General features: G+C 66.3%; 10 protein-coding genes. 7 read left to right on the top strand and 3 right to left on the bottom strand.

Going from position 1 to position 13,461, the window contains the following annotated elements:
* Positions 1–91 precede the first annotated feature (91 nt).
* A complete protein-coding gene (gene dapA / locus ACPUD7_RS00340) occupies positions 92–1,015 on the top strand; it encodes a 4-hydroxy-tetrahydrodipicolinate synthase (protein WP_425118782.1) in 924 nt (307 codons plus the stop codon).
* Positions 1,016–1,049: 34 nt separating this feature from the next.
* A complete protein-coding gene (locus ACPUD7_RS00335; RefSeq protein WP_135539665.1) occupies positions 1,050–2,696 on the top strand; it encodes a ribonuclease J in 1,647 nt (548 codons plus the stop codon).
* Between the two features lie 505 nt (positions 2,697–3,201).
* Here ACPUD7_RS00335 and ACPUD7_RS00330 read toward each other — a convergent pair.
* On the bottom strand, positions 3,202–5,193 hold the full coding sequence (locus tag ACPUD7_RS00330; protein ID WP_425118781.1) for an L-lactate permease: 1,992 nt from the start codon (positions 5,191–5,193) through the stop codon (positions 3,202–3,204).
* Here ACPUD7_RS00330 and ACPUD7_RS00325 point away from each other — a divergent pair.
* The 3 genes from ACPUD7_RS00325 (at position 5,186) to ACPUD7_RS00315 (ending at position 8,528) form a co-directional block, all read left to right on the top strand.
* Complete coding sequence (locus tag ACPUD7_RS00325) at positions 5,186–5,392, top strand: hypothetical protein (protein ID WP_135539355.1); 207 nt, start codon at positions 5,186–5,188, stop codon at positions 5,390–5,392. The two genes, ACPUD7_RS00330 and ACPUD7_RS00325, sit on opposite strands and share 8 nt — an antisense overlap.
* 163 nt (positions 5,393–5,555) lie before the next feature.
* Complete coding sequence (aceB, locus tag ACPUD7_RS00320; protein ID WP_135539353.1) at positions 5,556–7,160, top strand: malate synthase A; 1,605 nt, start codon at positions 5,556–5,558, stop codon at positions 7,158–7,160.
* Positions 7,161–7,367: 207 nt separating this feature from the next.
* On the top strand, positions 7,368–8,528 hold the full coding sequence (locus ACPUD7_RS00315) for an FAD-binding oxidoreductase (RefSeq protein WP_425118780.1): 1,161 nt from the start codon (positions 7,368–7,370) through the stop codon (positions 8,526–8,528).
* Positions 8,529–8,539: 11 nt separating this feature from the next.
* Here the strand turns inward: ACPUD7_RS00315 and ACPUD7_RS00310 are convergent, their stop codons facing one another.
* Complete coding sequence (locus ACPUD7_RS00310) at positions 8,540–9,001, bottom strand: universal stress protein (RefSeq protein ID WP_135539349.1); 462 nt, start codon at positions 8,999–9,001, stop codon at positions 8,540–8,542.
* Positions 9,002–9,012: 11 nt separating this feature from the next.
* A complete protein-coding gene (locus ACPUD7_RS00305; RefSeq protein ID WP_425118779.1) occupies positions 9,013–10,542 on the bottom strand; it encodes a CitMHS family transporter in 1,530 nt (509 codons plus the stop codon).
* 145 nt (positions 10,543–10,687) lie between these two features.
* Between ACPUD7_RS00305 and ACPUD7_RS00300 the strand changes: the two genes are divergently transcribed.
* Entirely contained in the window at positions 10,688–12,466 is a 1,779-nt protein-coding gene (locus ACPUD7_RS00300) for an ATP-binding protein (protein WP_425118778.1), read from the top strand.
* The gene (locus tag ACPUD7_RS00295) at positions 12,463–13,122 is read left to right on the top strand and encodes a response regulator (RefSeq protein WP_240689735.1); all 660 of its coding nucleotides are present in this window, start codon (positions 12,463–12,465) and stop codon (positions 13,120–13,122) included. The genes ACPUD7_RS00300 and ACPUD7_RS00295 overlap by 4 nt, the downstream gene beginning before the upstream one ends.
* Positions 13,123–13,461 lie beyond the last annotated feature (339 nt).

Below are 13,461 nucleotides of genomic sequence, written 5' to 3'. Positions count from 1 at the left end.
ATCGCTCGTGCGCGTGATTCGCGACGAAGTCCATCCGCAACGCGGGTGGACCACTGCACTCGTGAGACGACGTGGGCGGTATCCTGGGACTATGGCGATTCTCGGTGACAGGGCAGCAGCGACTGCCATTGACGCGTTCGGTACCGTCGGCACGGCAATGGTGACCCCATTCAAACGCGACGGAAGCATCGACTATGCGTCCGTGGAGAAGGTGGCGAACCACCTCGTCGAGCTCGGCAACGACATGCTCGTCGTCTCCGGGACCACCGGCGAATCACCGACGACGACTGACGACGAGAAGGTCGAACTGCTGCGCGTCGTGCGCGGGGTCATCGGCAACCGGGCGAAGATCATCGCCGGAACCGGCAACAACGTCACCGCCCACACCATCGAACTCTCGCGGCGCTCGGCCGATGCGGGAGCCGACGGCATCCTCATCGTCACCCCGTACTACTCGAAGCCGACGCAGCCGGCGATCGAAGCGCACATGCGCGCGGCCGCCGACTCGACCGACCTGCCGGTGATGCTCTACGACATCCCCGGACGGGCCGGCGCACCGATCATCACGGATACGCTGCTGAGGCTGTCCGATCATCCGAACATCCTCGCGGTCAAGGACGCCAAAGGCGACCTCTTCGCGTCCTCGTTCGTGATGAACAACTCATCGCTGGTCTACTACTCCGGCGAAGACGCCCTCAACCTGCCGCTGCTGTCCCTCGGCGCGCTCGGACTCGTATCCGTTGCCGGACACGTGTGCTCCGACCGCTTCGCGGCGATGGTGGCCGCAGTGGCGAACAACGATCTCAACACCGCCCGCATCCTTTCCCGCGATACCGCGGATGTCGTGGATGCGCTCATGAACCACATGCCGGGAGTGACCTCGGCGAAGGCCGCTCTGCAGGCCCAAGGAATACTCGACAACCGCGATGTGCGGATGCCGCTGCTCCCAGCTGATGAGGAGCAGGTGGCGTTCGTCACCGCCCAATTGACCAGGAGTGGTTACCTCAGTGAATAATGCATTGACCCAAGAACTGTCCCGTCCGCCGAGGATGGATAAGGAAGCCGTCCGCATCGTCGCACTCGGCGGCCTCGGCGAAGTCGGGCGCAACATGACCGTGTTCGAGTACCACGGCAAACTCCTCATCGTCGACTGCGGCGTGCTCTTCCCCGAAGAGGACCAGCCGGGCGTCGACCTCATCCTCCCCGATTTCTCGTACCTCGATGACCGCCTCGACGACATCGTCGGCCTCGTCCTCACCCACGGCCACGAGGACCACATCGGCGCGGTTCCCTACCTGCTGCGCCGCAAGGGAGACATCCCGATCCTCGGCTCGAAGCTGACGATCGCGCTCATCGAAGCCAAGCTCAAAGAACACCGGATCAAGCCGATCACCCGCGTGGTCAAAGAAGACGATGTCGATCAGCTCGGTCCCTTCGACCTCGAGTTCGTCGCCGTCAACCACTCGATCCCCGATGCCCTGGCCGTGTTCATCCGCACCGGGGCCGGCAATATCCTCCACACCGGTGACTTCAAGATGGACCAGCTGCCGCTCGACGGCAGGATCACCGACCTGCGTGCCTTCGCCCGCCTCGGCGAAGAGGGCGTCGACCTGTTCATGACGGACTCGACGAACGCTGAGGTCCCCGGCTTCACCGCGCTGGAGAAGGACATCGGGCCCGTGCTCGAAAACCTCTTCGGCACCGCCGAGCGCCGGATCATCGTCGCCTCCTTCTCCTCCCACGTCCACCGTGTGCAGCAGGTGCTCAACGCTGCGACCGCCCACGGACGCAAGGTCGCACTGGTCGGCCGGTCGATGGTGCGCAACATGAAGATCGCCGCCGACCTCGGGTACCTCGACGTGCCGGACGGTACGCTCATCGACATCAAGAAGGTCGATGACTACCCGGAGGACCAGATCGTCCTCATGTGCACCGGATCTCAGGGTGAGCCGATGGCGGCACTGTCGCGCATGGCCAACCGCAGCCACCGCGTCGACGTGGGCGACGGCGACACCGTCATCCTCGCCTCCTCGCTCATCCCCGGCAACGAGAACTCCGTGTTCAAGGTCATCAACGGCCTGATGAAGCTCGGTGCACGCGTGATCTCGAAGGCCGATGCGAAGATCCACGTGTCCGGCCACGCCTCCGGCGGCGAGCTGCTCTACTGCTACAACATCGTCAAGCCCCGCGGCGTCATGCCCGTCCACGGAGAATGGCGCCACCTGCTGGCCAATGCCCGCCACGCCGAGGCGACCGGAGTCGACCCGAACAACATCGTCCTCGCCGACGACGGCTGGGTCGTCGACCTCAAGGACGGCCACGCCGAGGTGGTCGGGGCTGTCGACTGCAACTACGTCTTCGTCGACGGCTCGTCGGTCGGCGAGATCACCGAGGCCGACCTCAAGGATCGTCTCGTCCTGTCCGGTGAGGGCTTCGTGACGATCTTCATGGCCGTGAACTCGCAGACGAAGTCGCTCATCGCCGGCCCCGAGATCCATGCCCGCGGTGTGGCCGAGTCCGACGATGTCTTCGACTCGATCATGCCGAAGGTCCAGAAGGCCGTCGAGGATGCTCTGCGCGACGGCACCACCGACCAGTACCAGCTGCAGCAGGTCGTGCGCCGCACGGTCGGCCGCTGGGTGTCGTCGAAGCTGCGTCGCAAGCCGATGATCGTCCCTATGGTCGTCATCGTCTGAGTCGGCTCTGTCGGCAGGCGCGCTCATGAGGGCCGCCTGCCGTCAGCAGCGCGCATCGCCGAGCAGCAGCGCGCCGAGCAGCGCCTTTGCTAAAGCGCGCATTGCCGAGCAGCACCTTTGCCAACGCGCGCATTGCCGAGCAACATTGGCAGCGCGCGCATTGCCGAGCAACATTGGCAGCGCGCGCATTGCCGAGCAACATTGGCAGCGCGCCTACGAGTTCCTGCGCCCACGGCGTGTGCTTTTCAGCGCGGTCGTCCGGAAACAGCACGGTCTTTGCCCCGAGCTGAAGTCGGACGACCGCGCTGATGCCATTCACAGGCCTGCGTGGGCGCTTCCATGCGCCTGCTCGTCTCACTAACCACTTTTCGTACCGTGCATCAGTAAAAAAGCTGATGCACGGTACGAAATGTAATGCGACCTGCACCAAATGTGGTGATCCGCGTACCAAATGTGGTGTCAGGGCACGCCCATCTTGATGCACGCTCCGGCGCCGAAGCGGGTGTCAGGCGCGGGCGGTGGGCTCCGGCTCGTCGTCATCGGCGGCAGAGCCATCGGCGGCAGAGCCGTTGGTCTCCGCGCCGGTGCTGTGCGAATCGCCGGCGGCAGCGCCTGTGCCAGTCGTGCCGCCGTTCGAACCGCCGGCGGCAGAGCCGTTGCCGTCGCCCTGAGTTGCATGGCCTCCGGCACCGACCTCGATGCCCGGCAGGGGTTTGCCCGGTGACCTGCGGGCGAGGACGACGGCCACGGCGAGGCCGACGATGAGTGCCGTGAGCACGACGGTGCCGGCATTGAACCCGAGGCCGTTGAGGCCGATGAACGCCAAGGCGCCCGCAGCCAGCGAATAGATGAGCATCGGGACCGACGTGCGGCGGATGAGCTCGCCCTCGCGGCCCACCAGCCCCACCGTCGCCGAGGCGGCCACCACATTGTGTACGGCGACCATGTTGCCCGCGGCACCGCCCACGGCCTGCGCGGCCACGACCGTCTCGGGGCTGGCCGCACCGATGGCGGTGCCGGTCGAGAACTGGAACTGCGAGAACATGATGTTCGAGACCGTGTTCGAACCGGCGATGAACGCGCCGAGAGCACCGACGAACGGGGCAAGCAGCGGCCACGCGTCTCCGACGGTCGAGGCGGCCGCCTCGGCGAGGGTGACCGGCATGGATTCGAGCCCGGCCCCGTTGTAATCGGCACCGGAGTTGATGAAGACACGCACCAGCGGCAGGGAACACAGCAGGGCCACGGCGGCACCGGCGATCTGCGAACCGGCGATCTGCCAGGACCCGGCGATCTGCTTCTTCGTCATCCGATGGATGAAGTAGGTCAGCCCGCAGGCGAGGACGAAGATCGCGCCCGGGGACCACAGCAGATCCATGTTCTGGTTGATCGCGGTGCCGAAGATGCCGTCGATCTTGATCACCGCGGGGCCGTTGAGGAACTCCTTGATAGCCGGAACATTGCGGGTGATGAGCAGCAGCGCGACGACGATGAGGTAGGGCGACCAGGCGCGGACCATCGACATCTTCTTCTGCAGCTGAGCCTTCTCCTTGTTCGGGTCGACGGTGCCCATCCAGAACGCCGGCCATTTCTCCCTGGGCGCGAAGTCCCAGGTCTTCTTCGGCATGAGGAAGCCCATCCGCGAAGTCGTCACGACGATCGCCAGACCGATGAGACCACCGAGCAGGGACGGGAACTCGGGTCCGAGCAGATTCGCCACGATGAGATAGGGGACGATCATCGCCAGCGCCGCATAGATCGCGAACGGAGCGACGGCCAGTCCATCGGCGAACCGACGATTGGCTCCGAAGAACCCGGTCATCATGCAGGCCAGAAGAAGCGGGATGAGGATACCGCAGATGGCGTGGATGAGAGCGACCTGTGCGGCGGTGTGGGCGACGAACTCGGCCTGATTGAGACCGAGCTGCCCGGCACGTGCGGCGACATCGGCCGACATCGATCCGTCCTCCTGTGCGAGTCCGGTGCCGATGCCCAGCACCATCGGTGTGCCCACGGCGCCGAAGCTCACCGGCGTCGACTGGATGATGAGACCGGCGAGGACCGCGGCGATCGCCGGGAAGCCGAGGGCGAGCATGAGCGGAGCGACGACGGCCGCCGGGGTGCCGAAGCCTGCAGCGCCCTCGATGAAGGAGCCGAAGAGCCACGCGATGATGATGACCTGCACACGCCTGTCCGGTGAGATCGCGATGAAGCCGGAGCGGATCGTCTCGATCGCTCCCGAGCGGGTGATCGTGGCCAGCAGCAGAAGCGCGCCGAAGACGATCCACAGCAGACCGATCGCCACGAGGAGACCTTGGACGACGGAGGCGCCGATCGTCACCCACTCGATCTTCCACGCGAAGTTCGCCACGAGCGCGGCGGCGATCAGTCCGACGGGCATCGCGTATTTGGCCGGCCAGCGAAAGCCGATGAGGAGGATTCCCGCCAACAGAATGGGGGAGAGGGCCAGTAGAGCTGCAACAGCGAGGTTGTCCACTGCGAGTCCGATCTGCGGCGTCGTTGCCGCGTCGATCCAAGGACGCAGCCTGGGCGACGCTGTCCCTTCTCCGACCGAGAACTTCGGGTGGTCGGTGCTGGTCGGCCGCCTCGGCGAGTCCACGAAAGATGGTGCTCTGCACATCGTCTCCGGCCCGCGTCGCGGAGTCAACGAACACACCGTCTCGAATCCGGGATAGGGTTTGACGAGACGTGCATCACCTCATAGTCTTTCGTTGTGTGAACATACATTTTCACGATGTGAAAGTTTCGCAGGCCAAACCCCGTTGACCAGCGAGAACTCCGCACCACGCGGTGCGGACAAAGACGCAGCAACTCTGTGCTGACTAAGGAGAACCATCGATGACCGCTCATATCGAAAACCTGGACATCCCCGCCGGGATGGAGATCACCGGTGAGCTGCCGGACGGGGCTGAAAAGGTCCTCACCCCCAAAGCGCTTGAGCTCATCGTCGACCTGCACCGGAAGTTCAACGGCGAGCGCCTGGCCCGTCTCGAAGCTCGCAAGGAACGTCAGGCCGAGATCGCCGCAGGCAAGGACCTCGACTTCCTGCCCGAAACCGCCGAGATCCGCAACGACCCGAGCTGGCAGGTCGCACCGCCGGCACCCGGCCTCGAGGACCGCCGGGTGGAGATGACCGGACCGACGTACAAGAAGATGACGATCAACGCCCTGAACTCGGGTGCGAAGGTGTGGCTGGCCGACCAGGAGGATGCGAACACCCCACAGTGGGATTCGGTCATCCAGGGCCAGATCAACCTGCTCGATTCGCTCAACCGCGAGATCGACTTCACCTCGCCCGAGGGCAAGTCCTACACCCTGGCCCCCGAGGAGGAGCTGCCGACCATCGTCGTCCGCCCCCGTGGCTGGCACATGCCGGAGAAGCACATCCGCATCGACGGTGAGGAGACCTCGGGCTCGCTCGTCGACTTCGCCCTCTACTTCTCCACTGCCGGTCAGATCCAGATCGAGAAGGGCAAGGGTCCCTACTTCTACCTGCCGAAGATGGAATCCCACCTCGAGGCCCGTCTGTGGAACCAGGTCTTCGAGGTCGCCGAGGATGCCTTCGGCCTGGCCCGCGGCACCATCCGCGCGACCGTGCTCATCGAGACCTACCCCGCGGCCTTCGAGATGGAGGAGATCCTCTACGAACTGCGCGAGCACTCCGCCGGTCTCAACGCCGGTCGCTGGGACTACATCTTCTCCGTGATCAAGAACTTCCGTTCGCGCGGCGACGACTACCTGCTGCCGGACCGCTCGGACGTGACGATGACCGTGCCGTTCATGCGCGCCTACACGGAACTGCTCGTGCGCACCTGCCACAAGCGCGGGGCGCACGCCATCGGCGGCATGTCCGCGTTCATCCCGTCGAAGGACGAGGCTGAGAACAAGGCCGCCTTCGACAAAGTCCGCGATGACAAGTCCCGTGAGGCCGGCAACGGCTTCGACGGCTCCTGGGTCGCCCACCCCGGCATGGTCGCCCTCTGCAAGGAGGTCTTCACCGAGACCCTCGGCGACAAGCCGAACCAGATCGAGAACAAGCGCGAGGACGTCAATGTCGTCGCCGCTGATCTCCTCGATGTGAAGTCGACCCCGGGGTCGATGACCGAGCAGGGTCTGCGCACCAACGTCTCCGTGGGCATCCAGTACCTGCGCGCCTGGCTCGAGGGCAATGGCGCGGTGGCCATCAACGGGCTCATGGAGGATGCCGCGACAGCGGAGATCTCCCGGTCCCAGGTCTGGCAGTGGCTGGATGCCGGCATCACCCTCGACTCGGGGGAGAAGGTGACGAAGGAGCTCGTCGAGCGCGTCGTCGCCGAGGAGGTCGCGAAGCTGCCCGGTGACGACGCCGGTTGGAAGGACGCCACCGACACCTTCGTCTCGGTCGCGCTCGCTCCCGACTACGTCGACTTCCTCACCCTGCCGGCCTACGCCCGCATGCCGTGATCCGGATTCGGTGCTGACACCGAACGCCCCCGAAATCTGTGCCCAGAGCGCCGATTTCGGGGGCGTTCTTCGCTAAGCTCGACATACATCGGCGCGGCCCGATGACCGCACAGAGGAACGGTCGGAGGAACGACCGCAACGACGAAGAACAACCGCAACGACGAAGAGCGACCAGCAGTGCCACCACCAGCAGGAACCGAGACAGGGATGACCCGGACCACTGACGAACTGCCCCGGCTGGCCAGCCCCGGCAGCATCGCCGAGCTCTCCGAACTCCTCTCGCGCGCCCATGCCGAATCCCGCACCGTCGCCGTCTTCGGCGGCGGCACCGCCTTCGACGACCATCCGCCCGCGCCCACGCCGGGGCTGCTGCTCGACCTGTCCGGACTCGCCGAGGTGGCCGGACACTCCCGCGACGATAAGACCCTTCGTGCCGGTGCGGGAGCGAAGATCAGCGCACTCAATCGGCAGCTTGAGAACGCAGGGCAGGAGATCCTCGCCGACCTGCCCGCTGATCGCATCAATGCCGGGTCCAGCCTCGGCGGGATGATCGCCACGGCCGCGACCGGCCCGGCCCACCTCAACCGTCCCCGACTGCCCGAGACGGTGCTGGCCGTGACCACGGTCGGCGCCGACGGGACCATCGCCCGCACCACCGAAGGACTCTCGCCGGAGTTGGCCGGCTGCGAGCTGCCCGGACTCGTCACGGGCTCGTGGGGAAGCAGGGCGATCATCGTCGAGGCCGAAATCCGTGTCAGAGCCCGACCCGAATCCCGCGGATTCGTGTGGATACCCGGCGCCGAGGCGGCCCCCGCCCTCGTGGGCGCTCGCCGTGTGCCGGATGCGGTCGTCCTCGAACGCCCGCCCGGTTCACCGGCGGCGACGGTGGTCCTCTTCGAAGGCCCAGGCGAGCTCGTCGAATCCGAGAGCGACCGCCTCGTCGAGCGGATCCCCGGCGCCACCGCCTGCGCCCGTCCGAGCTGGTGGGGCACACGGGTGCGGACTCCCGTGACGATCAGTGTGTCCGTGGCCCCGGATTTCCTGCCGAGCCTGCTCACGACGATCGACCGGCTCGAAACCGCGATCGGCTATCCGCTGCAGCTGCGGGGGAGTGCGTCGGGACGTGTCGAACTCGGAGTCGGCGCCCCGGAGACCGAACCGGGAGTGGCCACACGCGTCGTGCTCGAACACCTGCGCTCCTTCGGCCTGCACCGCATCAGCGCACGGCTGCTCCATGCTCCGGCGCCGGTCTGGGACGAACTCGACGCGTGGGGGCCGCTGCCGGGCAGTCGCGGGCTGCAGGAGATCAAGGACCTGCTCGACCCGCGCGGAATCCTCGCGCCGGGCCGTGGCCTCGGCGGGATCTGAACCCGACTGCTCTATTTCACCAACAGCACCGGGCAGTCGGCTTCGAGGATCACCTGCTGGGCACTCGACCCGAGCAGCAGCTTGACCACGGGGGAGCGGCGTTTGGCCGCCATGACGATGAGCCGTGCCGCATGCGTGGAGGCCAGGTCGAGGATCTGCTCGGCGAGGTCGGAACCGGCACGGTGGACCTCGAACTCCAGGCCCGCCTCGGCGAGGGCGGTGCCCAAACGGGAGCATTCGGCCAGAGGGGACGTCGACGGGGCGGTGGTCGTGTCCGTGCCGAACACGACCGCCCGCACGCAGGCGTTCTCACGTCGGGCCGCCGCGATCGCCTGCTCGAGCACGGCCTCCGAGGCATCCGTTCGCAGGGCCAGGACGACGGTCGCGGTCGCAGATCCGAGACCGGGTGACGCCGTCACCCGCAGGGTGGGGGCCGGGAAGCGGCGGTGCGGAGTCGAATAGAGATCAGTCATGGTTGCTCCGCTCAGCCGATTCCGATGACGCCGATGGCCACACCCACGGCGAGCATGACGAGGGCGACGATGAGTGCCCGCCACAGCACCTTCTTGTGGTGGTCGCCGAGTTCGACGCCGGACAGGGACACGAGCAGCAGGATCGCCGGCACCAGCGGTGACTGCATGTGCACGGGCTGGCCGGTGATCGAAGCGCGGGCCATGTCGGCTGCCGAGATGCCGAAGTGGGAAGCGGTCTCGGCGAGCACGGGCAGGATGCCGAAGTAGAAGGCATCGTTGCTCATGAAGAACGTCATCGGGATCGACAGCAGACCGGTGATGACGGCCATATAGGGGCCCATCGCGTTCGGGATGACGTCGACGAGCCACGCGGCCATCGCATCGACCATTCCCGTGCCGGACATGATTCCGGTGAGCACGCCCGCGGCCATGACCATGGCGACGACGGAGATGATCGCAGTCGCGTGGCTGGCGAGCTCCTCCTGCTGGTCCTTCATCTTCGGGAAGTTGACCATGAGCGCGATGACGGTGGCGATCATGAACAGGTACGGCAGCGGCAGAATGTCGGCGATGAGCAGAACCATCACGGCCACGGTGAGTGCGAGGTTGAACCAGAACAGCTTCGGCCGCAGTGTCGCGCGATGGGGATCGAGCGCGGTGTTCGCCAGGGCCGAACCCGAACCGGCGGATCCAGTTGCGGGGGCAGGGGAGTCGAGGGTCGCCTCGGTGGCGGTGCCGTCCGATCCCGTCCCCGAGGCGGCCGTGCCGTGCCCGCTCGCAGTCGCTGCCTGCCCGGTGCCTGCCGTCGCTGACTTGCCCGCGGTGGTCGTCGTCGACGATCGGCCCGCCTTGCCTCCGGCTATGGCGCCGACGAGATCCGACCGGGACCGGCCGGATCCGGACTCCTCGACCCAGGCCACACCGTTCTTCGCCAGGCGACGACGCTCGGAGAGGCCGAGCAGATATGCGAAGAGGAAGCACACGAGCAGACCCGCGACCAGCGAGGGCACCATCGGGGCGAAGATCTCGTTGGCGTCGATCTGCAGCGCCGATGACGCACGTGCGGTCGGCCCGCCCCAGGGGACGATGTTGAGCGTGCCGTTGATGAGACCGGCCACACAGGTGAGCACGACCGGGGGCATCTCGAGGCGCTGGTAGATCGGCAGCATTGCGGCGGTGACGACGATGAATGTCGTCGATCCGTCGCCGTCGAGGGAGACCGCTCCGGTGAGCAGGGCGGTGCCCATGACGACCTTGACCGGGTCGTGGCCGGCGACCTTGAGGATGAATTCGACGAGCTTGTCGAAGAGGCCGACGTCGATCATGATGCCGAAGTAGATGATGGCGAAGAGCAGCAGCGCTGCCGTCGACGACATCGAGGCGATCGCGTCCATGACCATCTCTCCGATGCCCAGACCGGCTCCGGCGAAGAGGCCGAAGACCGTGGGCACGAGGATGAGTGCGAGGATCGGTGAGAGTCGCTTGGTCATGATCAGCGTCATGAAGACACCGATCATGGCGAAACCGAGGATGACGAGCACGAGAGCTTCTCCTTCGAAGGCGAATGTGAGGCTGAGAACACCGTAGGGTCCAGGTCACATGCTTCGCGCGCTTGTGTGCACTGATGGCGTTTAGATCATTGACCACCTTTTGCGCATTGCGCTCAAACCGGTCTACGCTTGCCGCGTGCCAAGGCCCCGCCAATCGTTCTCCCGTCGTGTGCTGATCTCTCAGCTCGCGCTCGTCGTCGTCATCCTGGCGCTGGTGACCGGGGTGTTCGGGTGGATGGGGGCGCGCACCGTCACCGAGGTGACCGAGACCGAAGCGCTGTCCACTGCCCGCACTCTCGCGATCGACCCGGATGTCCGGGCCGCCGCGACACAGGCCTCGGCCGAGCACGCTTCTGCGCCCGATGAGCAGCTTGTGAAGTCGATGCTGAAGATCACCGACGATCTGCGTGACCGTACTGGTATCAGCTTCGCCGTCATCACCGACGACCGCGGCATTCGGCTGACTCACCCGGACCGCACGAAGATCGGGCACAAGGTCTCGACCTCACCGGATGAGGCGCTGGCCGGACGCGAGAACGTCTCCCACGAATCGGGCACGCTCGGTGAGACCGTTCGAGCGAAGGTCCCGATCTATTCGAGTGAGGATTCAAAGACGGTCGTCGGCGAAGTGTCTGTGGGTATCTACGCCTCGGTGCTCGATGCCGATGTGCGCCGGGAGATGCTGCTGCTGGGCACCGTGGCCGTGCTGGCATTGGCGCTCGGAGGTGTCGTGTCGTACCTGCTCGGGCGTCGGCTGCGTCGGGAGACTCTCGGAGTCGGGCCCGAAGAGCTCGCCGAGATGGCGCGAGACCAGGCAGCCGTGTTGCGCGGTCTCGACGACGGAGTGCTCGGCTTCGGCAACGACGGCGCGCTGACCCTGAGTAACTCGAACGCGAAGGAGCTGCTTGGGGCGGCCTCGGGGGAGGACAGGGTCGCCGGTACGGGCAGGGCCGCCTCGGCGCGGGGATTCGACGGGGATGACGAGATCGACGTGCCCGACGAAATCACCGCGATGATGGCCGAAGCCCCGGCCGAAGGAGCCCTGCGCCGGCGGATCACGATCGGTGAGCGGATCCTCCTGGCCACCGCTGTGCGGGTTCAGCGCGACGGGGTGTCCGTCGGCGGGGTCGTGACTCTGCGTGATGAGACCCAGATGCTCGCCATGGCTCGGCAGCTCGAATCCGTCACGGCCATGGCGCGGGCCCTGCGCACCCAGCGCCACGAGTTCGCCAACCGATTGCACACCGTGCTCGGCCTCGTCGACACCGGAGCCACCGACGAGGCCCACACGTATCTGTCCTCGCTGCTGGGCACCGGGCCGATCACGACCCCAGTCGAGGACATCGATCTGATCTCCGACCCGTATCTGCGTGCCGTTCTCGAGGCCAAGGGGACCACTGCCGCCGAGGCGGGAGTGACCCTGGCCGTGACCCCGGATTCACTGGCTGTGGGTACGGTCCGCGATCCCGAGGCGGTCACACTCATCCTCGGCAACCTCATCGACAATGCCGTGCGTGCGGCCGTTGCCGGGCACCGATTCCCGGGATCGGGCGGCCGCGTCGAAGTGCAGCTCCTCAGCGCCGGCGCCGAACTCCACGCCGTCGTCACGGACACCGGCGACGGGGTCGATGCGGACCTGTCGGAGACGATCTTCGACGAGGGATTCTCCACCGTCGAGGCCGCCTCGGCGACGGACTTCGGCATAGGACTGACAACGGGAACCGGGACCGGGGACGCTCATGGGCTGGGCATCGGTCTCGCACTCAGCCGCCGCATCGCCGAGTCCGGAGGCGGCCGGGTGTGGCTCATCGACGGCCGCGATCCGGACCTCGGCGGGGCGAGCTTCGGAATGGTCCTGCCCGAGGCGCTCGACGATACGGCAGACGACAGCTCACAGCGATCTGAGGAGAGATGATGGTCAACGTTCTCGTGCTCGATGACGACTTCTTCGTCGGGCAGATCCACGCCCGCTACGTCGACGAGGTGCCCGGTTTCACCGCGCTCGAACCCGTGCGCGACCTGAAGACGGCGCGCGAGGTCATCGCCTCCGGCGGTGTCGACCTGCTGCTCGCGGACTATGTGCTGCCCGAAGGCACCGGGGTCGAGCTCGTCCGTGAGACCGATATCGATGCGATCGTGCTCTCGGCGGTGACGGATCCCCAGGTGGTGAGGGCCTCGCTGCGGGCCGGGGCGATGACGTACATCGTCAAACCCTTCGCGGCCGAGGTGCTGCAGAATTTCCTCCGTCGCTATGCCCGGTTCCGTCGGTACTGGGAGCGGGAGAAGGTCGGGCAGGCCGATCTGGAACGTCAGCTGCGCAACCTCCACGATGCGTCCGCGTCGGGCGGATCCGGGGCGAGTCCGGCCGGGTCGTCGACGACGAGTCGGATCCTTGAAGCCCTCGAGGAGGCGAGCGGTCCGATGACGGCCCTCGAAGTCGCCGAGGCGGTCGGGGCCTCCCGCGCGACCGCGCAGCGGCATCTGGCGAAGCTCGCCGAAGCGCGCACGATCACCGTCTCCCTGCAGTACGGGTCGACGGGCAGGCCCGAACACCTCTACGCCACCCGCTGAACCTGCACGGGCGAGTGGGGCCGCCTGCGCTGAGTGGGCGAAAAGGGCGGACGCGGCGCGGGAACAACGGCCCAGAACGACCGGCGAGGTGTACTTCTGCGAGATTCGTGCAGGACGACCGCTTCAGGCGACTCGGTTCTGAGATTCATCGGTCGCACGCGAGGCGGCATCACCGGCGAGGAGATCGTGTTCGCAGGGCAGCTCGCGCATCCGCAGCAGCGGCTTCGGGCAAACATAGGTCGGTAATGGATACTTTTTCGCGAAATTTCTCTCCGAAGGTGACCTACGTTTGGGGTGCAGACGGGTTTGCCGGCGGATCCACGGCGAAATTCGCTCGGG

The organism is Brevibacterium sp. FAM 24630 (assembly GCF_049804075.1).
GTDB lineage: Bacteria > Actinomycetota > Actinomycetes > Actinomycetales > Brevibacteriaceae > Brevibacterium.
Note: the sequence above shows the minus strand (reverse complement) of the source record. Positions and strands in the feature narration are given on the sequence as shown.

Bases quoted from the DNA above. Each gene is read 5' to 3' on its own strand.
- ACPUD7_RS00335 (WP_135539665.1), top strand. From the start codon at position 1,050: ATGGATAAGGAAGCCGTCCGCATCGTCGCACTCGGCGGCCTCGGCGAA.
- aceB (WP_135539353.1), top strand. From the start codon at position 5,556: ATGACCGCTCATATCGAAAACCTGGACATCCCCGCCGGGATGGAGATC.
- ACPUD7_RS00295 (WP_240689735.1), top strand. From the start codon at position 12,463: ATGATGGTCAACGTTCTCGTGCTCGATGACGACTTCTTCGTCGGGCAG.
- ACPUD7_RS00315 (WP_425118780.1), top strand. From the start codon at position 7,368: ATGACCCGGACCACTGACGAACTGCCCCGGCTGGCCAGCCCCGGCAGC.
- ACPUD7_RS00310 (WP_135539349.1), bottom strand. From the start codon at position 9,001: ATGACTGATCTCTATTCGACTCCGCACCGCCGCTTCCCGGCCCCCACC.
- dapA (WP_425118782.1), top strand. From the start codon at position 92: ATGGCGATTCTCGGTGACAGGGCAGCAGCGACTGCCATTGACGCGTTC.